The following is a 22,552-nucleotide window of genomic DNA, read 5'->3' on the forward strand; positions in this document are numbered from 1 at the left end:
GGTTGTGGGGAAAGGGTTAAAGGAAAGACGCCGCCTGCCGCTCAGTACGTCGCCGTCATCTTGAGCACGACCGTGCGCCGGCCGAGCGTCATGCGGTCGGCGCCATTACGCGCCGACACCTGGTGGGCATAGGCAGACGCGTCCGCACCTGTGAGGGCGGCGGATAGCGTCAGAAACTTGTTGATGGGCCGCGACAGCTCGACGCGGTAATCGGTAAAGCTGAACGCGCTGTGGTTGCGCACGTGCTCATGGCCGATGTGCAGGCCTAGCGTGAAATTGTTAGGCAGTGGCACAGCCCAGTTGGCCTCGGCATAGGTCGAGCCGCGGCTGCCTTTGTCGATGCCGTCGGCCAGCGAGTTGCCATCAAAGCCGAAGTAGTTCGACAACGATGTCCACAGCTTGACCGACACGCCGTGCCACCCCGTGCCGACCATCCATTCCGTATAGCCGTAGCCGGTGGCTGGGCCGCCTGCAAAGGCCTTGTCATAGCGGGCACCCGGATACCAGTAGCGATACAGCCCGGTGGTCAGCTCGATGTCGTGCGCGATGGTGGTGGCGTAGCCAACGTAGGTGTCGATCTCCGCATGGCCGCCAGCGATGACGTGGTCGCTGATCTGCGAGCCCCATGCGCCAATGTGGAGGCCGTTCGGCATCGCGTAATCGATGCCGGCCTGCAGCGCAGGCTTGCCCCACGTCTGGCGCAGGCCGCGCGACACGTACTGCGAGACGACGGAAGCGTTGGCCGACCAGCGTTTGTCCTCACTGGCCGGTGCCTCATCGGCAAACGCAGTGGACGTGGGGAGTACGGCAGCGCAAGCCGCTGCCCCACCCAGCATCGTCGCGACCTTGCGCCAGCGCATCAGGCCGTCACTAGCTCGTTGGCGACCAACGGCTTGGCCGGCGCCTGCAGCGGCGATTTGCCATGCACGTAGAACGCCGCATCCGAACGCGCGAGCGGTGCCACGCCGCGAATGCGGTCGGCAATCTTCTCAGCCATCATGATGGTCGGCGCGTTCAGGTTGCCGGTGACGATGCGCGGCATGATCGACGCATCCACCACGCGCAGGCCATCGAGCCCATGCACGCGGCCTTCGTTGTCGACCACGGCCATCGGGTCATCGGCCGTGCCCATCTTGCAGGTGCAGGATGGGTGCAGCGCGGTCTCGGCGTGGTTGCGTACGAAGGCGTCGATCTCGGCGTCGGTCTGCACGCTCGGGCCGGGGCTGATCTCGCGGCCGCGGTACTGATCGAACGCACGTTGCGCGATGATGTCACGCGTGATGCGAACACCGGCGCGGAACTCGCGCCAATCCACATCGTGCGCCATGTAGTTGAACTGGATGCGCGGCTTGTCACGCGGGTCGCGCGAGGCGAGCTTCACGTAACCCTTGGACGGCGAGCGCATCGACCCGACATGGCACTGGAAGCCGTGCATCTTCACCGGGTTGCTGCCGTCGTAATTCACGGCCAGCGGCAAGAAGTGGTACTGGATGTTCGGCCACTCGAAGCTGTCGTCGCTGCGGATGAAACCGCCCGCCTCGAAGTGGTTGCTGGCGCCGGGGCCGGTGCCGTTCATGTACCACTCCAGGCCGACCTTTGGCTTGTTGTACCAGAGCGTTGATTCATAGATCGACACCGGACGCAGGCACTCGTACTGGATGTACATCTCCAGATGGTCCTGCAGGTTCTCGCCCACGCCCGGCAGGTGCGCGACCGAGTGGATGCCCATGGCGCGCAGCTCATCCGCGTTGCCCACGCCCGAGCGCTGCAGCAACTGCGGCGAGGCAATGGCACCACTGGCGACGATCACCTCACGGCGTGCACGCCACGTTTCGCGGTTGCCATCCATCAGCGCCTCAACGCCAACGGCACGCGTGCCCTCGAAGATCACGCGATCGGCCAGCACACGCGGCAGCACGGTCAGCGTAGAACGCTTGCGCGCGTTGTCGAGATAGCAGAGTGAGGTGCTGGCGCGGCGGCCCTTGGCGTTGACGGTGCGGTCCATTGGCCCCAGGCCTTCCTGGCGGTAGCCATTCAGATCGTCGGTGGCAGGAATGCCGGCCTGCTCACCCGCTTCGATGAAGGCGTGGAACAGCAGGCTGTTGTCCTGCTTGGGCGTGGTGACCTGCAGCGGGCCGGCATCGCCGTGCCAGTCGTTGGCGCCCTTGTCGTACGTTTCCGATTTGCGGAAGTACGGCAGGCAATCCGCGTACGTCCAATCGTTGAGTTGGAAATCGCTTGCCCAGCGCTCGTAGTCCATCGCGTTGCCGCGAATGAAACACATGCCATTGATGAGCGACGAGCCACCCAGCCCCTTGCCGCGGCCCTGCGACATACGGCGGTTGTTCATATGCGGCTCGGGCTCGGTTTCGTAGGCCCAGTTGTACGTCGTGCCCTGCAGCGGATAGGCCAGTGCGGCCGGCATCTGCGTGCGGAAGTCCCAGCGATGGTCGGGGCCGCCGGCTTCGAGCAGCAGCACGGTCACATCCGGGTCTTCGGTCAGGCGCGCGGCCAGCACACAGCCAGCCGAGCCCGCGCCCACGATGATGTAGTCGTATTCCTGTACGGTATTCGTCGTCAAAACAAGCCCTCCAGTTACGCAGCGTCCGTGCCAAACCAGCCCATCGGGGCCGGTGCGAGGTTGATGTAGCTGTGCTTGAGTTCGGTGTACTCGTCCAGGCCGCCGCGGCCGAGTTCACGGCCAATGCCGCTGGCCTTGTAGCCACCCCACGGTGCCTCTGGGAAGTACGGGTGATAGTCGTTGGCCCATACCGTGCCGAAGCGCAGTGCGCGCGAAACGCGGTTGGCGCGATCCAGATCGCGCGTCCACACGGCGCCGGCCAGACCGAACGGCGTGTTGTTGGCGCGGCGCACGGCTTCTTCTTCGGTGTGAAAGCGCTCAACGGTGAGTGCCGGGCCGAAGATCTCCTCGGTGGCGATCTTCATGTTGTCGTTCACATGGGTGAGCACCGTCGGCTCCAGCCAGAAGCCACGCTCGAAGGCTTTACCTTCCGGAGCCTTGCCGCCACAGCGCAGCACCGCGCCTTCGGCCACACCGGCTTGAACCATGTTGATGATCTTCTGGCGCTGGAAGGCCGATTGCACAGGGCCCATCTGCGTGCCGTCGTCAAAACCGTTGCCCATGCGGATGCGCTTGACGCGCTCGACCAGCGCCTCGACAAAGCGGTCGTGGATGCCGTCTTGCAGCATCAGGCGCGAGCCGGCCGAGCACACCTGGCCAGCGTGGAAAAACGCAGCGTTGACGGCGTGATCGACAGCGGCATCGAAGTCCGCATCGTCAAAGATGATGTTCGGATTCTTGCCGCCCAGCTCCAGGCCGATCTTCTTGAAGTTGCCGATGGCGGCATTCATGACGGCCGCACCGGCCACCGCACCACCCGTAAACGAGACCAGATCCACGTCCAGGTTGCGTGACAGCTCGGCACCCGCTTCGCCGGCACCGGTAATCAGGTTGAACACGCCCGCGGGCACACCCACTTCAATCAGCAGTTCGGTAAAGCGGTGCGTGGTCAGCGGCGTCAGATTGCTCGGCTTGATGACCACGGTGTTGCCCGCGCCCAGCGCCGGGGCGATCTTCCAGGCGGCTTGCAGCAGCGGGTAGTTCCACGGTGTGATGAGGCCGCACACGCCCACCGGCTCGCGCAGCGTGCGGCTGATGACGTGCGACGGCGCCTCGTTGACGAGGCCCGACTCGGTGGCAACCAGGCCCGCAAAGTAACGGAACGTGGCGGCAATGCCGTCCATGTCCCAGCGGCTTTCAATGATGGTCTTGCCGGTGTTCAGCGATTCGAGCGTGGCGAGGTTCTCAGCGTCGGCGTCGATCGCGTCGGCAATGCGGCTGAGCAGGCGAGCGCGCTCGCGCGTACCAGTGTTGCGCCACGGGCCTTCGTCAAAGGCGCGACGGGCAGCGGCGATGGCACGCTGCGCATCGGCCACGGACGCGTCGGCGGCCTGCGTCAGAACGTTTTCGTTGGCGGGATCGACGATGTCGCGGTACACGCCGCCTTCGGGCTGCACCCACTGGCCGTCGATGTACAGATCAAGACGGGGCGCCAGCGTGGCGGAACGAAAATCGGTGGAAAGGGAAGCTTGCGTCATATCCAGTAGCCCTGTTGATGGCTGGCGCGCAAAGAAGACGGCGCCCGAAATGCCGATACCGTAGCGCCTCGGTAGGCGCGATTTGGTACGGCGACCCAAAAATTCACTGTTGGTGTTTTTATTTACCTTTAGGGAATTATGAACTAGTCTAGGAAAAATTAGTTGCTCCCGGCCAATCGTTAAGACCTAACAATCACAAAATTAGATAGTTTTTCGCTATTTTTGAGACGTTATACTGTCGCGAATAACTTCCAGTGAATCCTGCTCCATGACCGCTGCCGCACTCCCGCCGTCCGACGGCCCGCTTGATGACGACAGCTTTGCTGGCCGCCTCAAAGGCGTGCTGACGCGCGGCCGCATTCAGCTCAAGCAGGTGGCGGCGGCACTGGGCGTGTCGCCCTCGGCGGTGCATAAGTGGACGCGCGGCGGCGAGATCGAATACGCCAACCTGCTGGCGCTGGCGCGTTTCCTGAACGTGAACTGGCTGTGGCTGCGCTATGGCGACCGTGCCCTGGCCGACCTGGAAGCCAACCTGAACACTGACGCCCGCGCCCGTGAAGGCCGCCAGAAGCACCTGGCCGCCATCATGGAAAGCGAGGCGCGCATGACCTTCGCGCAAGAGATTTCCGGCGTGGTCACGTGGGAGTGGAATCTGCTGACGGATGCGGTCGCCTACTCGCCCAACGCCGCACGCCTGTTCGGCCGGCCGATCCGCACACTGGAAGATTTTTGGCAGTGCGTGCTTCCCGAAGATGTACCTGGCGTGCAGGCGGCCATCGCGCAGAACCTGGCGACAGGCGGCGTCTACGCGCATGAATTTCGCATTGCGGTGGCGCCGGATGCGGTGCGCTGGATCGTCTCGCGCGCCACGCTCGTGCGAGATGCGCAGGATCGGCCCGTCAAGATGATCGGCCTGAGCCTGGACACCACCGAGCGCCACACGGCCGAGGCCGCGTTGCGTGATTCGGAAGCGCTGCTCGCCAAGGCACAGCAGATCGCCCGCTTGGGAAGCTGGGTCTGGGAACCCGGCAGCGACGCCTGCCGCTGGACAGACGAGGCCTATCGCATCTTCGGGTGGGCGCCGCAGGCCACGCCAGTGACCATGGCGCGCTATCTCGACGCCATCGTGCCCGCTGATCGCGCCCGCGTGCAGGCGGTGCTGGACCGGGCCGTCGTCACGCGCCAGCCGTATCGCGTGGAATACACCATTACCCTGCCCGACGGCACGCGTCGCCATCTTCGTGAGGAAGGCGAGGCGCAGGACCCGACAGCGGCGACGCCCACGATGATTGGCGCGGCCCAGGACATCACCGCCGAGGTGGAAGCGCAAGCCGCCTTCCGCGACAGCGAAGCCAAGCTGCGCACGCTGTTCGAGCAGGCGCCGGTCGGCATCGCGCAGGTCAGCCTGGAGGGCCGTTGCCTGCGCGCCAACCCGTGGCTGTGCAAGCTGCTTGGCCAGCCGGAAACAGCGCTGCAGCAGCGCACGCTGCTCGACCTCACGCACCGCGATGACCTCGCCCGCCACCTGCGCCAATACGGCGAGTTGCTTGCTGGAACGATGCCCGCGTATGCGCTCACGCTGCAATTGGTACGCGGCGATGGGTCGGCCGTGCCGGTGCGCGTCACCACCTCCTTGGCGCGCGATCCTGCCACCGAGGCGCCGCTACATCTGATTACCGTGGTCGACACGGTGCCCGAAGCGGGCGCGTCCTAGTCGTCATCGTCACCTGACGTCACAGACGTCAACTTCTGACAATCCCGTCAATCGTTGCGACTTTTTCCGGCACGCCTGGAGGGCCGGCGTAGACTCCGGAGAACTGTTAGTTAATTTATACACCTCCAGTAACTTAAGCGTCACCAGGCTTTCACCTGCGGCGCACAGAACAAGGAGATCGGTTTGGCGTCTTCCTCCGCCGCTCGCGCGGCACATCACAAACACACGCTCCAGTGGGGCTACCGCTGGGCACTGTGGGCGGCCATCCTGTGGGGCGCCTGGTACGTGCCGGGCACCGCTGTCTGGCACGAGTCGCCATTCGCTTCGCTCAACCTGTCCGATCCGCATGTGTTCCTGGTTTGCGCTGCCGTCATTACGGCGTTCAACAGCGCGCTGGTGATGCTGTTCCAGTGGGTATGGCTGGCTGCGCTCGGCAAGCTGGGCGACTACTTCCGCACCATGGGGCAGTTCCGCAAGATTTCGCGCTGGTACTTCATTGCCGCGATTGCCGGCGGGCTGATGGCCAACTTCGGCTCGTATCTGGCCATGGGCTACGTGGGTGCGGTGTTCGCGGCTGTCGCAGGCCTGCTGTATCCGGTGGTGGGCGCCACGGTGGCCAAGCTTTGGTACAACGAGCGCATCAGCGCACGGGCGGCGGTGGGCATTCTCATCATCATCGGCGGCGGCGTGGCGATCTATGCCCCGGCGCTGATGACCGAATCGCATACCAGCAGCCACCAGTGGATCGGCTACCTGGGCGGCGCCATGGCGGCCATCGGCTGGGGGCTGGAAGGCGCCATCGTCGGCCGCGCCATGGACGTGACCGACCCCGATTGCGGTGTGTCGATCCGCTACACGGCCGAGGCCATCTTCTGGGTCATCTTCGTGCTGCCGGCCATCGCGCTGTTTGCGCACGTGCCGGTGCCGGTGATGGACATCGTCTCCGGCGTCGCGCACAGCAAGGCGCTGCTGTGGCTGGCGGCAGGCGGCCTCACCTTCGCGTTCTGCGCGGTGGCTTGGTACAAGTCGTTCCCGCTGATCGGCGTGGGGCGTGGGCAGGCGCTGGGCGCGTTCTATGCGATGTTCGCCACCCTCTTCACGGCCCTCTTCACGTTGCAGTTTCCACAGTGGTACTTCCTTATCGGGCTGGCGCTGGTGATCTTTGGCGGCTTCGTGATGGTGTCGGAAAGCTCGGAAAACATGGAAGTGATTCGCGGCGCCGCCCCTGCCACCGCAACCACGGAGACACCCGCATGAACCTGCACATGAAGGGCTTCATCCTGCAACTGCTCGCCAACGGCGATGCCCTGTGGGACAGCGAGATCGCCCACCGCACCTGTATCGCCTACGGCAAACCCGAAAGCGATTACTGGATGGGCAGCATCCGCGCCACCCTTGCCGACTTGTACTCCGGCGGCCTCGTGCAAGCGCCCGAAGACACGCTCGACGACGCCACCGGCAAGGTGCACTTCCGCTACGTCCTCACCGATTTCGGCCGTCAGCGTATGGCCGAAACCGGGTTGATCTGACCCACCACCGAAGGAGAGCAAGCAATGAGCAGCTTCTGGGGCTATCCGTATGCAGACGTGCTGGCGACGGTGATGATCGTCGCGTTGAGCGCGCTGGCGCTGTATCAGGCACGCACCTACGTGCGGCACATCTGACGCCGCATCGGCATCATCGATAAGAAAACGGCCCGCTGACGTTGTCGTCAGCGGGCCGTTTTGCTTGGGTGCCGCTTATGCGCCCAGTGCCGGGTCCGACACGCTCGGGCGATCCGTCTCCACGTGGCCGGCCAGGCGGCGCTGGAAGCCGGCATCCGTGCTGGCCGTGATGGTCAGGTCATACCAGGCGTGCTGGCGGCGCAGGTCCAGGTACACCGAGGCATCATCCCCGCCACGCACTTCGCGCTGCACGCTCTCGCCCGTGTAGGCGCTCTTGATCGTGAAAGTCGTGTGCGCGCGACCGTGGTTGATCAGGCGCAGCTCCAGGTTGCCGTTGGCCACGTCGTAGCCTTCCTTCACCTCCAGTGCACGGCGGCCTTGCGGATGCAGCAGGCCCGACAGCGTGAGCTTGCCGGCAAAGCGACGCAGGAAGCCATTCGGGCCGTGCACCGTGAAGTCGTAGGCGCCGCCGGCACCCACCGGCAGCTTGTCCGACAGGCGCTTGCCGGCTTCCACCGTGTAGGTGCGCGGTGCGTCCACGCTGCCAGCGGTGTAGACGAGGAAGGCCGCGCCCACGTCGCCCGTATTGACGAAATCGAGCTGGAACTTGGCAGCGGCTTCGTCGTGGCGGCCACGCACGAACAGTTCGTACGGCAGCGCACGCGCCGGACGCACGCCGCTCTCCTGCTTGGGCACAGCCTGCAGCAGCGGCGGCAGCGGGATGTAGTCAGCGTGGCGCAGCTTGTCCTTGGGCACATAGGCGGCCGTGCTCGGCAGCGCCGGCACCACCTCGTTGGGCGTGGCGAAGTTGAACGCCGAAGTCAGGTCACCACACACCGCGCGGCGCCACTTCGAGATGTTCGGCGACTTGACGTTGTGCGTGCGCGCGTAGCGCTGCTCGATAAAGCGGATGATCGACGTGTGGTCGAACGTTTCCGAGCAGACGAAGCCGCCCTTGGACCACGGCGACACCACCAGCATCGGCACACGCACGCCCAGGCCGTAGCTGCCGGCGCCGTATTTGCTGTTGCCCCGGAAGTACTCGCCCGTGGTGTCGACGGTCGACAGGCCATTGCTGCCCGACGAGGCGAACGGCGGCACGAGGTGGTCGAAGAAGCCGTCGTTCTCGTCGTAGGTGATGAACACGGCGGTCTTGCTCCACACCTCGGGGTTGGAGGTCAGGATCTGCAGGACCTGGTCGATGTACCACGCGCCGTAGTTGGCCGGCCAGTTCGGGTGCTCGGAAAAGGCCTCCGGTGCGGCAATCCACGACACCTGCGGCAGCGTACCGTTTTGCACGTCGCGCTTGAGCACGTCGAAATAGCCGTCGCCGGCCGACACGTTGGTGCCGGTGCGGGCCTTGTCGTACAGCGGGGTGCCCGGCTGCGCGTTCTGATATTGCTTGAAGTACAGCAGCGAGTTGTCACCGTAGTTGCCGATGTAGGCGTCGCTGGTCCAGCCCCACGAGCCGGCGGCGTTCAGGCCGGTGCCGATGTCCTGATAGATCTTCCACGAGATGCCGGCAGCTTCGAGCACCTCCGGATAGGTGGACCAGCCGTAGCCGGCTTCCGCGTTGTCGATCACCGGGCCGCCGCCGACGTTGTCGTTGCCGACATAGCCCGTCCACATGTAGTAGCGGTTCGGGTCGGTCGAGGTGGGCGTGGCGCAGTGGTAGGCGTCGCAGATGGTGAAGGCGTCGGCCAGCGCGTAGTGGAACGGAATGTCCTGGCGCGTGAGGTAGGCCATCGTGGTGGTGCCCTTGTGCGGGACCCAGCCGTCGTAGCGGCCGCCGTTGACGGCAGCGTGCGTGTCGTTCCAGCCGTGCGGCAGGTCTTGCAGGAACTGCAGGCCCAGATCCGGCGCGCTCGGGCGGAACGGCAGCACCTCGCCCACACCGGCGGCCAGCGGCTGGTGCCACACGCTCTTGCCGGTGGGCAGCGTGACGGTGCGCGTATCGCCATACCCGCGCACGCCCCTGAGCGTGCCGAAGTAGTGGTCGAACGAGCGGTTTTCCTGCATGAGGATCACGATGTGCTGCACATCCTCGATGTTGCGGTGCGCGTTATGGGCGGGAATCGCCAATGCCTGGCGAATGCCTTCGGGCACCGCACCCATGGCTGCAGAAGCGGCAGCCAGTTGGGCGGCGGAACGGAGAAAACCACGGCGGCTCTTAGAGGTCATGTTCTCTACCTGTTGTCTGTGTTGGGGGGTTGGGGGGGGGGAACAACACGGGGTAGCGCCTGACTGATCGGGGCGTCAGTCGACGGTATGCATCACGGGCAGCGCCAGGCCATCGTGCGCAATGGTGGGCAAAGCGGCAGCCTGCGTAGAAGACGGGGACAGAGACAACGTGGATGCCGGCGCCCGCACGACAGCGGGCACATGCGGGTCGGCGGCATCGCAGCCGACCAGTGCAAAGTTGAGCGCCACCGCAACGAGAATCGCAGGGCGAAAAAACGGTCGACTGGCAGCACGGTTTGCATATACGGAGACCTCCAGATGACACCGGCGGCCTGCGCATGCAGCGCGCGCCCGTCACTCAACAGGCGCTAAGGTAGAAAGGAATCGTGTCGGCTACGTGACGGCGACGCACGCCATCAGGCAAACGGGTGGCGGGTCAGTCTGCGGGCCGGTTGGCACGCCGCTCGAGCTGGGTCTGCTCAGCCCGCCAGGCAAGGTAGCCAAGGCCGAGGAAAGGCCACAGCCAGCCGATCCATTGCGACAGGCTGTTGAAATGGACAAAGCGCCCAAGCCGCCAGCTCTGTGCCGACACCCACGAGTACGGGCTCGGCGGCAACACGTTGGACAGAAGAATCAGCGCAATCAGCAGCGTCATCGCCAGCGCGCCGCGCAGCCAGCGCGGCAGGCGCACCAGCAGCACCAGCACCAGCGAGCCCACCACCAGCCCGAAGCGCGCGCCCGACGAGAGCCAATCCCAAGCGCCGGCCAGCGGAAACTGCAGCAGCGTCGCCCCGGCCTTCAACAGCAGCGCGCTCGCCAGCAGTGCTGCCAGCAGACGCAGCAGCGGTGCCCCACGGCGCATGGCCACGGTAGCCAGCAGCCCGGTGCCGATCCAGCTGCAGGCGGTGATGAGCGCTTCCAGCAGTTCCTGGCGCTGCAGCGCCTCGGGGTGTGCCTGCAGGCGGTCATGCCAGTCGAACAGTTCCGGAAACCAGCTGTTGATGACGCTGGTGAGAAACGCATCCGGCGATGGGTCCAGCACGATGCTGCGGATCACCCCGCCCATGCTGAAGAGGAATTCCTGCGGAAAGATCTGCGCGAACGGCCACAGCAACAGCAGCAGGATCGCAAAGGTGGCATGCGGCTCGAACCATCGGCGGCGCAGGCGGCGCAGCCCGCCCCGGTCGATCAACCGCGCAGAGAACGGCAGCATGACGATCGCCCCAAGCAGTGCCCCCAGCGTATTGGTCGCTAGGTCGACGTTGGACGACACGCGCGTCGGCAGATAGGTCTGGATGGCCTCCATCGCGCCCGAAAGCAGCAGCCCGGCCACTAGCGCGATCAGCACCGCGCGCCAGCCGGTGATGCGCGGGTGGAGCGCCAACACCGTCAGCATGCCCAGCGGCATGTAGCCCCAGACGTTCGTGACCACATCGAAGACGGTGTTGTAGCGCGGCAGCGGCGCGCTCAGATAGGCAAACGGCGAGACCCCGGTATCCGTCCATCCCGCGAACGGATACAAACTCGCATAGACCACCAGGAAGACGAAACAGGCCAGCCCGGCGCGCGCGAGCGGCGAGTGGCGATGCGGGATGGGCGTGGAAGGTTGTGTGTGGAGGTCCGGCACCGGCGGGAGCTGCAGTCAAACTTGGGCGCAAGGCCCATGATACCGTCCGACGCCGCCGGACGCGGACGGTTCCCTCTGACGGTGGAGGGCTAGCGCGCGCGCACGGTCGGTTGCGATGCCGCGGTGGGCGTGCGGGCAGTCAGCTGCAGCCCCGCCACCCAGTCGAGCACCTCGCCGATGGCACGATCGGACGCCTGCGTGAGCGCCGCCACCCCGCCGGCCGCATCGGCGCTCGGGGCCGGTGCATCGGCCTGCACCACGCGCTGGTCGACCACCTCGCGCGACTTGAACACGGTCGCCCGCAGGCGTACCACGCCCCGGCTCGCACCCGGCTGGTCAAACACCTGCGAGAAGTCGACCAGTTCGACACGCAGCATCGGCACCTCCTGCCCGGCATAGCCGACCACCTGGCCACGCGCGGCGGCGGCGTTGCGCAGACGGGCGTCGAACAGGCTCACGGGCGACTCAACCCAGCGGCTGTTGGCATAGGCGTCAGTACGCTGGCTCTGTGCATAGGCAAGCCGGTAGTAGATGGCATTGCCGTCCATCCAGCTCGGACCGGCCACATCGGCCACGCGCAGAGCGGTAGGCAGGCGCGCACCGTTGGCAGCGGTAGGCGCGAGACCGAAATCGTAGAGTGCAGCCGGCGCAACGGGTGCGCTGGAGCATCCAGTCAGCGCCGTCACGAGCAACAGCGGGGCGAACAGCGCAAGCGCGCGGCTGCGTGTGGGACGCAAGACAGCAGACAACATCGGCATGGATTCTCCTCAGGGCTGGCGGGCAGCGGGCGCCGTGAAACCGGTCTCACCGGGGCCGGGCGCTCCGGGTGCCGGGCCAAACAGCACGCTTTGCGGTCGGGCGTTGAAACTCGTCACGGCGTTGTCGAAGCCGCGCACGGCCTGACGGGCCTCACGCGCAAAGCCATTGAGCTGCGGCAGTGTTTCGTACGTCAGCACGTTGGCGGCCGACTGCATCGACTGCGTGGCGGTCGCCAGGTCCGAGCCCGCGCCAGAAATCGTCGTCAGCAGCGGGCCCTTGGGGTCGGACAGCGTTTGCGACAGCTTGCGCGTAGACGTGATCGTCGCATCCAGGTTGTCGGCAATCTGCGGCAACTTGCGCAGGGTCGGCTCGGCCTGTTTCGCGAGTGTGCTGTAGGCGTCCATGGTCTTCTGGAACGACTGCATCGTGTTGGTGAGCTGCTGGCGGTGCTCGTCGTCAAACATGATCGACAGCGAGTTCAGCGTCTGATCCAGTTTGGAGAGCATCTGGTCGCCGCGCTTGTCCAGTTCATCCAGGAAACCCGCTTCCATGCGGATGCGGGCCGGTTCCTTGGCCGAGGTTTCAAGATGTGTCGGGTTGGGCGTGCGCTTGCTGTTGTCGAAGCCGCGATCGTCCAGCTGCACGTAGGCAAGACCGGTCACGCCCTGGTACGCCAGCCGACCGTAGGTGGTGGTGGTGATGGGCGCATCCTTGTCGACCAGCACGCGCACTACGATCTGCCCCGGCACCTTGTCGTCAAAGCGAATGCTGTCGACCTTGCCGACATCCAGGCCGCGGTATTTCACGGCGGCCTGCGGGTTCAGCCCGTTAACCGTCGAGCGGGTGACCACGTCGTACGGCACGCGCACGGTCTGGTCACGGTTGAACCACGTCACGGCCAGCGCAACAAAAATCACCAGCCCGATCGTGAACAGCCCGGCCAGGAATGCGTGGGCTTTGTTTTCCATCAATCCTCCTGCGTCGAAAGCGAGGCGGCGGCCACCACTTCCGTCATCTCAGGGCCCAATGCCATCAGGGCCCGCTTGCCCCGCTCACCCAGGAAGTACTCCTTGATGAACGGATGGTCGATCTGAATGATCTGTTCCACCGGCTTGGCCGCCAGCACCTTGCGGTCGGCCAGCACGGCAATGCGGTCGGACAGCGCCACCAGCGTATCCAGATCGTGTGTCACCATCACCACGGTCAGGCCCAACTCCCGGCGCAGTTCGCGAATGAGGGCAACGTAATCGTCGGAAGCGCGCGGGTCCAGGCCGGCGGTGGGCTCATCCAGAAAAACGAGTTCCGGCTCCAGCGACAACGCTCGCGCCAGCGCCACGCGCTTGATCATGCCGCCGGACAGGTCCGACGGCATCTTGTCGGCGTCGGTAGATTTGAGCCCCACCATCTGCAGCTTGAGCATGGCCACGCGCACGATGAAGGCATCGGGCAGCGTGCGCAACTCGCGCATCGGCAATGCCACGTTGTCGATCACCGACAGCGCCGAGAACAGCGCGCCGTGCTGGAACTGCATGCCCCAGCGGTTGCGCATCGACTGCAGATCGTTACCGATCTGGCAAGTCAGCTCCTCGCCAAAGATGTGGATCGTGCCCGAGGTGGGCTTCTCCAGCCCCACCACCTGGCGCAGCAGTGTCGTTTTGCCGCTGCCCGAGCCCCCAACAATGGAGAGCACCTCCCCGCGAAAAACATCCAGGTTGATGTTGTCGAGCACCGTCACGCTGCCATAGCGCTTGGTGACGTTGCGCACCTCGATCACGCGTTCGCGCGCAGGCGTGAGGGGTGGCGCGACCGGATGATCCAACTGAGCATGGCGGGGTCGCGTCATATGCCGACGTCCTTGAAGAGGATGGCGAACACCGCATCGGCCAAAATCACGATGGTGATCGACACCACCACCGAGGTGGTCGTGCCCTCACCCAGGCTTTGTGTATTTGGCTGGATGCGCAGGCCGAAGTGGCATGCCACCAATGCGATCAGCATGCCGAACACCACGCCCTTGCCAATGCCGAGCCACAGGTTGGCCACCGGCACCGCATCAGGCAGCGAGGTAATGAAATACGTCGGGCTGATATCAAGCTGGAATTTTGCGGCCAGAATGCCGCCGCCCAGCGCCAGCAAGTCCGTCCACGCCACCAGCAACGGCATGGCAATCGCCAGCGCGATCACCTTGGGCAGAATCAGCCGGAAACCGTGCGAAATGCCCATCACGCGCATCGCATCGAGCTCTTCGGTCACCCGCATCACGCCGATCTGCGCGGTGATGGCCGAGCCTGAGCGCCCCGCCACCAGGATGGCCGCCAGCACCGGCCCCAGCTCGCGGATGATGGACATCCCCAAAATGTTGACGATGAAGATGCTGGCCCCGAACACGCGCAACTGGTTGGCCGACAGGTAGCTCAGCACAATGCCGATCAGAAAGCCCACCAGTGCCGTGATACCGAGCGCCCTGTAGCCCGTGCTGTAGACATTGGCGGAAATCTCGCGCCAGGGGCCGAGGTGCGGCGCGCGCAGGAACCGCCCGAAGTCGAACATCAACTGGCCGACCATGGCGATGCCGTCACGGGCGTGATCGAAGAAATCGAACATGCCGTTGCCCAGGATCACCACCGGGTTGATGCGCGGCGCCAGGCGTTTCTTCCAGCCGCCCGGGTCGAGCTTGGCAACGCGGTCGATCATGCGGCGCTGGTCGGGGCGGGCATCGAGGTGTTCGGGCCACTCGTTGCCCCAGGCGCGCCAGAGCAATTGCGCGCCAAAGTGATCGATGCGACCAACTTCGGTCAGGCACCACGCGTTGGCGTTGTCCAGCCCGGCGCGAATCTGCTGGCGCGCGCTGCGCACGCCAGCCCGCTCGGCCAGCGCGAGCGTTGTCCAGTCGCCGGAGAGGAAGGCGACGGACTTCCCGTCGACAACGCGAACCTCAAGCTGGGGCGTACGGCAGGTGATCAAACGGGTTCTCCGGGGGTCGGGTGATGCCGGGTGATGCTGAGTATCGGTCGAATTGTAGCCAACACGCCGCCACACGCTGTCACACTATGGGGCTCACACGCCGCTTGAGGCAAGCTCCGCCCCCCGGTTTGGAGGCCCCGCTCGTACAATGCGCCCATTCCCCGCGCGAATCTGATCGCCCTTTTTTCATGTCTCTTGCCGAACCTTCCGCGCGCTGGCACCTCACGCGCGCGCGCATCCAGCCCAGCGGCCCGGCCGCCGACTGGCCGGTCGAGGTGGTCGAGGCCACCGGCTCCACCAATGCCGACCTGATGGCCGCTGTGCGCGAAGCCGCCTGGCCCGCACACACAGCTGGCGCTGGCCTCGCACCGCTGCTGTCCGCCCGCGTGCTTGCCGCGCAGCGCCAGACCGCCGGACGCGGCCGCCAGGGCCGCCCGTGGGATGGTGACCACGGCCTGACCTTCTCCATCGCCTGCGCCTTTGCCGGTGAACCGGCCCTGCTGGGCGGCCTGAGTCTGGCGGTGGGCGTGGCCGTCGCGGACGCCGTGGCAACCTATGTCGAAACCCATGGCGGCAGCGCACAGGCCTTGGCACTCAAATGGCCAAACGACGTGCAGATCGCCGGGCGCAAGCTGGCCGGCATCCTGGTCGAGACCGTGCGCACCGCGCCCGGACAGACCTGGGCCGTAATCGGCGTCGGCCTGAACCTGGAGCGCCCCCACGTATTGGAGGGCACACTGGGCCGCGAACTGTCGGGCGTGGAAGAACTGGTGGACGCGCCAGAGCCGAACGGGGTGTTGTCCGCGCTGCTCACATCGCTGGGAGAACACCTGCAGCGCTTTGGTGCACAGGGCCTCGCGCCTTTCGTTGCGCTGTTCGCCGCGCGCGATGCGTTTGCCGGTGAGCGCGTGCGCCTGTGGCAGGACGGCACCGTCGTGCTCGAAGGTGTGGCACACGGTATTGATGCGCAAGGGCGGCTGGCGATCGAATCAGGCGGTCGCGTGCAGTGGATCCACAGCGGCGAGGTCTCGCTGCGCAGCGCAAAGGATGCGCAACTGCGGGAGCGGCCATGACACGCCTGAAGGCCCCGTCGGCGCCCACGCGACCGCTGCTGCTGGTTGACGCTGGCAACACACGCATCAAGTGGGCATGGATTGCCAGCGATGTCGATGCACTGCCCGTGGAGCCCGGTGATACGCCGTGGCAGCACGCCGGTGCCCGCTCGCACGATCAGCTTGCAGAACTCGTTGAGGACTGGCGCGATTGCCATGCCCAGGGCGTCGCACCACCCGAAGTGTGGATCAGCGCGGTGGCCGGCCCCGCGCTGCGCGATGCACTCACCGCGCGCATCGCCCGCGTGTTCGACGGCGCACGCGTGCGCATTGCCACATCGGAAGCCGAGACCGCTGGCCTGCGCAATGGCTATCGCGAACCCACACAGCTCGGCACCGATCGCTGGGTTGGCGCGGTGGGCGCACAAAGCCTGTGGCCTGACACCGCCCTGCTGCTGGTAACCGCCGGCACTGCCACCACGCTCGACATCGTCTCGCCCGATGGCTTGTTTGCCGGCGGCCTGATCCTGCCCGGCATCACGCTGATGATGCGCGCGCTCTCGCGCAACACGGCACAGTTGCCCGAGGTCGACATCAGCTACCTCAGCGCGCGCGACGCCGTTGCGCCACCGTGGGCCGACAACACGCAGGACGCCATCGCACTGGGGTGCGTCACGGCCCAGGCTGGCGCCATCGCGCAGACGTGGCAGACGCTGCAATCGCAATACCCTGGCCCGGCCCGCTGCGTGCTGAGCGGCGGTGCGCGTGCTGCCCTTGCCCCGCATCTGCGCATGCCGTTCCAGATGCACGATAATCTCGTGCTGCTTGGCCTGCAGGTGCTGGCGCGCGCAAACCGGGAAGGTGCAGCGACGCTGGCGTGAGGGCCGGCCCACCGTTTCTGTTTTACCGTTGTTGCTGTCGCCGTGTTCCTGCATTCTGAGCCACCGTCCGAATCCCTCTCCGTCCGCACCATGACGCTTCGCCTCGCCCTGCTGCTCTTGCTGCTTGTCAACGGCGTTCTGCTGGCGGCCAATACTGGCGTGTTCGGGCCGAACGTGCCCTCAGCCTGGTTCGAGAGCGACCGCGAGCCCGAGCGCATGCAACGCCAGATCCGTACAGAAGGGATCCGCATTCTTGAGCCTGCACCCGCTGCCAGCGCTGTGGCACCCCAGGCGGCACCGGCATCGTCGCCCGCAGCATCCGGCGCATCGGCAGACCCCAAGGCCAGCGTCGAACGCACGGCGCTTGCTGCAGATACGGCGGGCAGTTGCACCGAACTCGGCGGGCTGACCGACGCTCAGGCCACGCGGGGCCTCGACCAGCTCAAGCAGATCGCCGGCGTACAGGTTGAACGCGTTACCCGCCAGGAAGACAACCGCTGGTGGGTCCACATGCCCGCCCGCGACACGCGTGACGACGCTGAGCGCAAGGTGGCCGAGCTCAAGCGCCGCAACGTGGCCGATTCGGCCATCGTGCAGGAAGGGAATACGTTTGTGGTGTCGCTGGGCTTGTTCCGAGACAAGGAGCGCGCGCAGCAGCGTCTGGATGAGCTGCGCGCCAAGGACGTGCGCACCGCCGTCGTCACGCAAACGCGCCGGCTCGGCGCGCAGACATCGCTGCGGGTAACCGCCACCGCCGATGCGGCTTCGGGCGTTGCAGCGCAACTTACTACCCTCAAGAAGACGCTCGGCGCCGAAGAACTGCGCGCCTGTGCCGCCTCTGCGGCAAACGTCACCGCATCGCGCTAAGCGCTCAGGACGTTGCGCGCACGCGCTTGAGCAGCGCGGTGGTTGAGCGGTCGTGCTCGAACGGAATCGCCAGCGCCGTCCCGCCCCAGCTCCGCACCACGCGCGTTTCTTCCAGCGCGTCGATGTCGTAGTCGCCCCCCTTGACGTAGATATCGGGGCGCACACGGCTGATGAGCTCGACCGGCGTACGCTCGGCAAACAGCACCACCAGGCTGACCGATTCCAGTGCGGCTAGAACGGCCAGGCGATCATCCTGCGTATTGAGCGGACGATCATCGCCCTTGCCCAGCATGCGCACCGAGGCATCGGTATTCACCCCCACCACGAGCGATGCCCCCAGTGCGCGCGCCTGCGCCAGATACGTGGCATGGCCGCGGTGCAGGATATCGAACACGCCATTCGTGAAGACGATCGGGCGCGGCAGCTTACGCACGCGGGCCTCCACATCGGCGGCATCGCAGATCTTCTGTTCAAAGGCAGGTGCGGGCTGGCGAACGGTCATGGCACAGAAACAATCGGAGTGGAAAACAAAACGGCCCATCGAATCGATGGGCCGCTGGATGCCAGTGGCAAGGATCAGGCAGGTTGTTCGGCCGAGCCGAGCAGACGTGCGTTCAGTTCCTTGCGATAGCGGTTCAGGTCTTGCACGGTTTCAAAGGTGCGCTCGAACAGCAGGCCCATGTTGTGCAGGATGCGCTCGATGACCTTCTTTTCCCAGCCAGCGTCAAACTTGATCTGCTCGTCCAGCCAGTGCTCCAGCCAGTCCGGGTTCGGCAGGCGGGACTGCACGGTGTCTTGCGGGAACAGCGCCTTGTTCACGTGCAGGTTGGTCGGGTGCAGCGGCTTTTCAGTGCGGCGGGCCGAGGCCATCAGCACACCAATCTTGGCAAACGCGCTGCGGGCGTTATCGCCAAACGTGCCCAGGTACTTCTTCATGTAGCGCAGGTAGGCGCCGCCATGGCGGGCTTCGTCCTGCGACAGGTGCTTGTAGATCGACTTGATGACCGGCTCGGTATGCCATTCAGAGGCACGGCGGTACCAGTGGTTCAAGCGGATCTCGCCGCAGAAGTGCAGCATCAGGGTTTCCAGCGGCGGGGCCGGATCGAACTCGAAGCGCACGTTGTGCAGCTCTTCTTCGGTCGGCACGAGGTCCGGGCGGAAGCGGCGCAGGTATTCCATCAACACCAGCGAGTGCTTCTGTTCTTCAAAGAACCACACGCTCATGAACGCCGAAAAATCGGAATCGTGGCGGTTGTCGCGCAAGAACATCTCGGTAGCCGGCAGGGCGGACCACTCGGTGATGGCATTCATCTTGATGGTCTGCGCTTGTGCGTCGGTCAACAGCGACGCATCGAACGTGTCCCACGGAATATCCTTTTCCATATTCCAGCGGACCGCTTCCAACGACTTGAACAATTCGGGATAGAGCATGGTAAGCCTTTGAATTTGCAGGCGGATTCTAGCAGACATGCTTGACCGGCCCCGGTTTTTCATGGCTACCGGGGCAAAGAACGGTGTCTGCCCGTTTCCTCATCACAACAGGCCTGCCGATGCCACACGTGCAACGTGGCTTGGCGACCCCCTTGATACGCCGGGTTGTGGCGCATCGCCTCGCGGTATGCCGCGATGTGATAGGCGACCGTCTGGTGACCGTCTGGTGACCATCGGGCCGTCGTCTTCTGTGGGGCATGCCCTCCAGTATAGGAAGTGCTACGCCTCAGATGAGAGACAAGCGCCGGCTGGCGCGCAACGCGCAAAGCACTTTTGGCGCGGCACGGCTCCGGGGCGTTATACCCTAGACTGAAGACAAATCGCGCATTGCCGCTTACCGCTGGCTTCCGGAGGCTCACCATGTTGTTTTCCGCCATCGCTGTCGCACCAAATCGACGCTCGCATTGGCGCCTGCACCCGCACGCTTCGGGCGTGCTGCGCCGGCACCACCTGCTGATCCTTGCAATCGCCATTGTCATCGGCGTCATTGCCCTGCTGCTGCCGCGCACCGGGCGCGCTGCAACGGCTGCGCCCAACGCGCAGCAGCCGGCCGCCGCCGCGTCGGGCAGTTGCCCGGCCAGCCTGAACTTCCGCGTCAAGCGGCTGCAAGACGATGCACCGCAAGACCTCTGCCAGTACGCAGGCCGCGTGGTGCTGGTGGTCAATACCGCCAGCTATTGTGGCTACACGTATCAGTACGAGGGGCTGGAAGCGCTCTACGCAAAGTACCGCGACAAGGGGCTGACGGTACTCGGCTTCCCGTCCAACGATTTCGAGCAGGAACCCGGCAATAGCAAGCAGATCGCCGATTTTTGCTACAACACATACGGCGTGAAGTTCCCGATGTTCTCGAAGACGGCGGTGGTGGGGCCGGGAGCCTCGCCGCTCTACACGTGGTTGACTGAGCAGACGAAGCAACCGCCCAAGTGGAACTTCCACAAGTACCTGCTGGACCGCAGCGGACGCGTGGTGGCGGTGTATCCAAGCAAAGTCGAGCCAGGCGATCCGGCGCTCACCAAGCGCATCGATGCGCTATTGGCGGAACCCGTGCCGCACTGATGAATCAGGCGGCTCGCATGGTGTCCGGCACCACGCCGTAGAGGAACGCGGCCAGTTCATCGCGTCGCGCCTCAACATCGCGCTCACCCAGGTCGATCAGCTCCTGCGTGTACTCCGGCTCGAACAACAGATAGCTGGCGAACGCCGCACCGCGCGCTTCGGTGCCGCCCAACGGCTTAAGCAGCGCACGCACCGTGCTCGGCAGACGCTGCACGTGGCGCGAGGCAATCAGCTCGATGCGCTCGGACGGCGCCATCACCAGCACTTCGATCTTGCGCCAGCCGTCGCGCGCGTCGGCAATCTCGGGGTTGCGGCTCACCATGGAGTTGATGTGCTGCAGCCGCTCGATGTCGGCTGACAGACCATCGAGAAAGATGCTCGCCAGTGCCTGCCCGGCAATCTGCGCCAATGATGGATAGCCGGAAGCCGGCACCGTGTCGTACCACCCTGGTTGCGCACGCGAGGCCGCGCCCACCACCAGAATGCGATTCGCGCCCAGGTGGATGGCCGGGCTCAGCGGCGACATCTGCCGCATCGTGCCGTCGCCAAACCACTCGTCGTTGCCCTCAAGCTGCACCGGTTCTGCCGGAAAGATGAACGGAATACTCGACGAGGCCAGCATGTGCGACACGCCGATCTGATCGGCCACCGAAATCCGTTGCGAGCGCCGCCACGGCAGTACCACGTGCGGCGACTGATAGAACGTGACATGGCGCCCCGTCGTGTACGACAACGCGGTGATGGCGAGCGCGCGCAACGCACCGGCATCGAAGGCAGCCTGGACCTGCTGGCCGTCGTGCTGGGCCGCCAACAGTTCGCGTAGCGGCGTGTTGTCGAACAGCGCGCGCGGCGTGTGCCCGGTCATCCAGCCAAACGCCAAGGCGGTCAGCCAGCGCGCGCCGCTGGCGCCCAGACGGCTGACGTCGGTGCGATAGACGCGATCGGCATGCAGGCTTGCCCACAGTTGCGTGAGCGCTTCGGTAGCCTGCGTGAAATCCTGCGCACCGCGTGCCATGCCCATGCTGTTGATGGCGCCGGCCGAGGTGCCGCAGATGACGTCAAATGGCGTGCGCGACACGCCCGGCGCATACTCGCGCGCCAGCCCGGCAATGCCGCGCAGCACACCCACCTGATAGGCGGCGCGGGCTCCGCCGCCCATCATCAACAGCGCGGTGCAATCGACCGACATCGATCAGGGCGTATCGTTGGCCGGCTTGCGCGGCGCAGTCTTGGTCGGCGCCTTCTTGGCAGCGGTCTTGGCGGGGGCCTTCTTCGCGGCGGTTGTCTTCGTAGCCGGCCCGGCAGACTTGCCAGCGGGCGCCTTGGCTGCCGTCTTGGGCGCTGCCTTGGCTGCCGCGCGCTTCGGCGTGGCCGGTGCGGTTTTCTCTTCGATGTCTTCCGGCGCCGAGTCGAGTCCCTCCGCACCTGGCGCGCCGCCAAACCCTGGGAAACCGCCGGGGAAACCCGGCATCAGGTTCTGCGGCATGGGCATGGCAGCCGCGGCGGAACTGGCGATCTGGTTGAATTGTTGCTGCAGCATGTTCCACCACGGTGACGGGTCCAGCGCAGCGGCGGCCGCGCGCGCTGCAGCGTGGGCCTGGGCTTGCGCCTGCGCAGCGGACTGCGCTCGCGCCTCGGCTTCGTCATCGTCGGCGTCTTCGGCTTCGATCTCGGGCTCGTCTTCGGCTTCGATCTCGGGCTCGTCTTCGGCTTCGATCTCGGGCTCGTCTTCGGCGGTGGGTGCGTCGGCTTCGGTCGCCTTGGTGGTGGCGGTGTGCGGCCACGCCGGCTTGGGCTCGGCGGCGGACTTGGCCGCGCTGCCCGACAGCCCGTCGAACGTGGCTTTCATTGCATCGGGCGACAGCGCCGAGCCGAACGTTTGCAATGCGACCAGCGTGGCGCGCTGCACCTCCAGCCCCTGGATGGCCGTGCGCAGCAGGCTGGCATTCAACTGCAGCCAGCTCTCCACGGCGCGCAGATCGTGGATGCGCTTGTCGAGCTCCTCCAGGTCCATCGGCGGTGCAGCAAAATTGGCCATGTTGGGCATCCCGGCACCTGACATACCGGCCATCCCCGCCAGGCCGCCGCCCCACAGCTTGCGCAGAAATTCAAAACCGCCTTCAGCGAAGTTGGGCATCTGGGTGAACATGGTGTCTCCTACAAGATCGGTCTGG

General features: G+C 65.4%; 20 protein-coding genes and 1 pseudogene. 7 read left to right on the forward strand and 14 right to left on the reverse strand.

Features of this window, described 5'->3' with window-relative positions:
* Positions 1-41 precede the first annotated feature (41 nt).
* The 3 genes from JHD73_RS03900 to JHD73_RS03910 are packed head-to-tail and all read right to left on the reverse strand — an operon-like array spanning position 42 to position 4,119.
* Complete coding sequence (locus tag JHD73_RS03900; RefSeq protein WP_199027959.1) at positions 42-860, reverse strand: TorF family putative porin; 819 nt, start codon at positions 858-860, stop codon at positions 42-44.
* Positions 860-2,581, reverse strand: coding sequence for a choline dehydrogenase (gene betA, locus JHD73_RS03905; protein ID WP_199027961.1), 1,722 nt, complete (start codon positions 2,579-2,581; stop codon positions 860-862). The genes JHD73_RS03900 and betA overlap by 1 nt, the downstream gene beginning before the upstream one ends.
* 14 nt (positions 2,582-2,595) lie before the next feature.
* Positions 2,596-4,119: an aldehyde dehydrogenase family protein gene (locus JHD73_RS03910; protein WP_199027963.1), complete on the reverse strand. Its 1,524-nt coding sequence runs from the start codon at positions 4,117-4,119 to the stop codon at positions 2,596-2,598.
* Between the two features lie 268 nt (positions 4,120-4,387).
* On the opposite strand from JHD73_RS03910, the gene JHD73_RS03915 reads away from it, so the two are divergent.
* The 3 genes from JHD73_RS03915 (at position 4,388) to JHD73_RS03925 (ending at position 7,362) form a co-directional block, all read left to right on the forward strand.
* Positions 4,388-5,833 carry a helix-turn-helix transcriptional regulator gene (locus JHD73_RS03915; protein WP_199027965.1) on the forward strand — a complete coding sequence of 482 codons (1,446 nt, stop codon included), beginning with the start codon at positions 4,388-4,390 and terminating at the stop codon, positions 5,831-5,833.
* 183 nt (positions 5,834-6,016) lie between these two features.
* Entirely contained in the window at positions 6,017-7,090 is a 1,074-nt protein-coding gene (locus JHD73_RS03920; protein WP_199027967.1) for a DMT family transporter, read from the forward strand.
* Positions 7,087-7,362: a hypothetical protein gene (locus tag JHD73_RS03925; RefSeq protein ID WP_199027969.1), complete on the forward strand. Its 276-nt coding sequence runs from the start codon at positions 7,087-7,089 to the stop codon at positions 7,360-7,362. The genes JHD73_RS03920 and JHD73_RS03925 overlap by 4 nt, the downstream gene beginning before the upstream one ends.
* Before the next feature lie 210 nt (positions 7,363-7,572).
* On the opposite strand, the gene JHD73_RS03930 is transcribed toward JHD73_RS03925, so the two are convergent.
* The 7 genes from JHD73_RS03930 to JHD73_RS03960 form a co-directional block, all read right to left on the reverse strand.
* On the reverse strand, positions 7,573-9,678 hold the full coding sequence (locus JHD73_RS03930) for a phosphocholine-specific phospholipase C (protein WP_199027971.1): 2,106 nt from the start codon (positions 9,676-9,678) through the stop codon (positions 7,573-7,575).
* Between the two features lie 75 nt (positions 9,679-9,753).
* A complete protein-coding gene (locus JHD73_RS03935) occupies positions 9,754-9,927 on the reverse strand; it encodes a hypothetical protein (RefSeq protein ID WP_199027972.1) in 174 nt (57 codons plus the stop codon).
* A 187-nt stretch (positions 9,928-10,114) separates the two neighbouring features.
* Positions 10,115-11,320, reverse strand: a complete 1,206-nt coding sequence (locus JHD73_RS03940) for a VanZ family protein (RefSeq protein WP_233176773.1) — start codon at positions 11,318-11,320, stop codon at positions 10,115-10,117.
* Positions 11,321-11,394: 74 nt separating this feature from the next.
* Positions 11,395-12,063: an ABC-type transport auxiliary lipoprotein family protein gene (locus tag JHD73_RS03945; RefSeq protein ID WP_199027977.1), complete on the reverse strand. Its 669-nt coding sequence runs from the start codon at positions 12,061-12,063 to the stop codon at positions 11,395-11,397.
* Positions 12,064-12,072: 9 nt separating this feature from the next.
* Entirely contained in the window at positions 12,073-13,032 is a 960-nt protein-coding gene (locus tag JHD73_RS03950; RefSeq protein ID WP_199027980.1) for an MlaD family protein, read from the reverse strand.
* On the reverse strand, positions 13,032-13,907 hold the full coding sequence (locus JHD73_RS03955) for an ABC transporter ATP-binding protein (RefSeq protein ID WP_199027983.1): 876 nt from the start codon (positions 13,905-13,907) through the stop codon (positions 13,032-13,034). The genes JHD73_RS03950 and JHD73_RS03955 overlap by 1 nt, the downstream gene beginning before the upstream one ends.
* Positions 13,904-15,028 carry an ABC transporter permease gene (locus JHD73_RS03960; RefSeq protein WP_199027986.1) on the reverse strand — a complete coding sequence of 375 codons (1,125 nt, stop codon included), beginning with the start codon at positions 15,026-15,028 and terminating at the stop codon, positions 13,904-13,906. Before JHD73_RS03960 ends, JHD73_RS03955 begins: the two co-directional genes overlap by 4 nt.
* A gap of 188 nt (positions 15,029-15,216) precedes the next feature.
* Here JHD73_RS03960 and JHD73_RS03965 point away from each other — a divergent pair, with 188 nt between their 5' ends.
* The 3 genes from JHD73_RS03965 to JHD73_RS03975 all read left to right on the forward strand — a co-directional run bounded on the left by JHD73_RS03965 (position 15,217) and on the right by JHD73_RS03975 (position 17,828).
* A complete protein-coding gene (locus JHD73_RS03965; protein ID WP_199027989.1) occupies positions 15,217-16,101 on the forward strand; it encodes a biotin--[acetyl-CoA-carboxylase] ligase in 885 nt (294 codons plus the stop codon).
* On the forward strand, positions 16,098-16,961 hold the full coding sequence (locus JHD73_RS03970; RefSeq protein WP_199027991.1) for a type III pantothenate kinase: 864 nt from the start codon (positions 16,098-16,100) through the stop codon (positions 16,959-16,961). The genes JHD73_RS03965 and JHD73_RS03970 overlap by 4 nt, the downstream gene beginning before the upstream one ends.
* Before the next feature lie 90 nt (positions 16,962-17,051).
* Complete coding sequence (locus tag JHD73_RS03975; RefSeq protein ID WP_199027992.1) at positions 17,052-17,828, forward strand: SPOR domain-containing protein; 777 nt, start codon at positions 17,052-17,054, stop codon at positions 17,826-17,828.
* A gap of 4 nt (positions 17,829-17,832) precedes the next feature.
* Here JHD73_RS03975 and rfaE2 read toward each other — a convergent pair whose 3' ends face one another.
* Together rfaE2 and JHD73_RS03985 are read right to left on the reverse strand one after the other, a co-directional pair.
* Positions 17,833-18,330: a D-glycero-beta-D-manno-heptose 1-phosphate adenylyltransferase gene (rfaE2, locus tag JHD73_RS03980; protein WP_199027994.1), complete on the reverse strand. Its 498-nt coding sequence runs from the start codon at positions 18,328-18,330 to the stop codon at positions 17,833-17,835.
* 74 nt (positions 18,331-18,404) lie between these two features.
* Positions 18,405-19,340, reverse strand: a pseudogene (locus JHD73_RS03985) (DUF2138 family protein); the annotation flags it as partial.
* 339 nt (positions 19,341-19,679) lie between these two features.
* Between JHD73_RS03985 and JHD73_RS03990 the strand changes: the two are divergent.
* A complete protein-coding gene (locus tag JHD73_RS03990; protein WP_199027998.1) occupies positions 19,680-20,378 on the forward strand; it encodes a glutathione peroxidase in 699 nt (232 codons plus the stop codon).
* A 4-nt stretch (positions 20,379-20,382) separates the two neighbouring features.
* Here JHD73_RS03990 and JHD73_RS03995 read toward each other — a convergent pair whose 3' ends face one another.
* The gene (locus JHD73_RS03995; protein ID WP_199028000.1) at positions 20,383-21,567 is read right to left on the reverse strand and encodes a patatin-like phospholipase family protein; all 1,185 of its coding nucleotides are present in this window, start codon (positions 21,565-21,567) and stop codon (positions 20,383-20,385) included.
* A gap of 3 nt (positions 21,568-21,570) precedes the next feature.
* Positions 21,571-22,527, reverse strand: a complete 957-nt coding sequence (locus JHD73_RS04000; RefSeq protein WP_199028002.1) for a PhaM family polyhydroxyalkanoate granule multifunctional regulatory protein — start codon at positions 22,525-22,527, stop codon at positions 21,571-21,573.
* Positions 22,528-22,552: the final 25 nt, after the last annotated feature.

Source organism: Ralstonia sp. ASV6, assembly GCF_016429285.1.
Lineage (GTDB): Bacteria > Pseudomonadota > Gammaproteobacteria > Burkholderiales > Burkholderiaceae > Ralstonia > Ralstonia flaminis.

Excerpts from the sequence above, each read along its gene's own strand:
- JHD73_RS03900 (WP_199027959.1), bottom strand. The coding sequence starts at position 860 with ATGCGCTGGCGCAAGGTCGCGACGATGCTGGGTGGGGCAGCGGCTTGC.
- JHD73_RS03910 (WP_199027963.1), bottom strand. The coding sequence starts at position 4,119 with ATGACGCAAGCTTCCCTTTCCACCGATTTTCGTTCCGCCACGCTGGCG.
- JHD73_RS03915 (WP_199027965.1), top strand. The coding sequence starts at position 4,388 with ATGACCGCTGCCGCACTCCCGCCGTCCGACGGCCCGCTTGATGACGAC.
- JHD73_RS03925 (WP_199027969.1), top strand. The coding sequence starts at position 7,087 with ATGAACCTGCACATGAAGGGCTTCATCCTGCAACTGCTCGCCAACGGC.
- JHD73_RS03930 (WP_199027971.1), bottom strand. The coding sequence starts at position 9,678 with ATGACCTCTAAGAGCCGCCGTGGTTTTCTCCGTTCCGCCGCCCAACTG.
- JHD73_RS03945 (WP_199027977.1), bottom strand. The coding sequence starts at position 12,063 with ATGCCGATGTTGTCTGCTGTCTTGCGTCCCACACGCAGCCGCGCGCTT.
- JHD73_RS03950 (WP_199027980.1), bottom strand. The coding sequence starts at position 13,032 with ATGGAAAACAAAGCCCACGCATTCCTGGCCGGGCTGTTCACGATCGGG.
- JHD73_RS03955 (WP_199027983.1), bottom strand. The coding sequence starts at position 13,907 with ATGACGCGACCCCGCCATGCTCAGTTGGATCATCCGGTCGCGCCACCC.
- JHD73_RS03965 (WP_199027989.1), top strand. The coding sequence starts at position 15,217 with ATGTCTCTTGCCGAACCTTCCGCGCGCTGGCACCTCACGCGCGCGCGC.
- JHD73_RS03970 (WP_199027991.1), top strand. The coding sequence starts at position 16,098 with ATGACACGCCTGAAGGCCCCGTCGGCGCCCACGCGACCGCTGCTGCTG.
- JHD73_RS03975 (WP_199027992.1), top strand. The coding sequence starts at position 17,052 with ATGACGCTTCGCCTCGCCCTGCTGCTCTTGCTGCTTGTCAACGGCGTT.
- rfaE2 (WP_199027994.1), bottom strand. The coding sequence starts at position 18,330 with ATGACCGTTCGCCAGCCCGCACCTGCCTTTGAACAGAAGATCTGCGAT.
- JHD73_RS03990 (WP_199027998.1), top strand. The coding sequence starts at position 19,680 with ATGTTGTTTTCCGCCATCGCTGTCGCACCAAATCGACGCTCGCATTGG.
- JHD73_RS03995 (WP_199028000.1), bottom strand. The coding sequence starts at position 21,567 with ATGTCGGTCGATTGCACCGCGCTGTTGATGATGGGCGGCGGAGCCCGC.
- JHD73_RS04000 (WP_199028002.1), bottom strand. The coding sequence starts at position 22,527 with ATGTTCACCCAGATGCCCAACTTCGCTGAAGGCGGTTTTGAATTTCTG.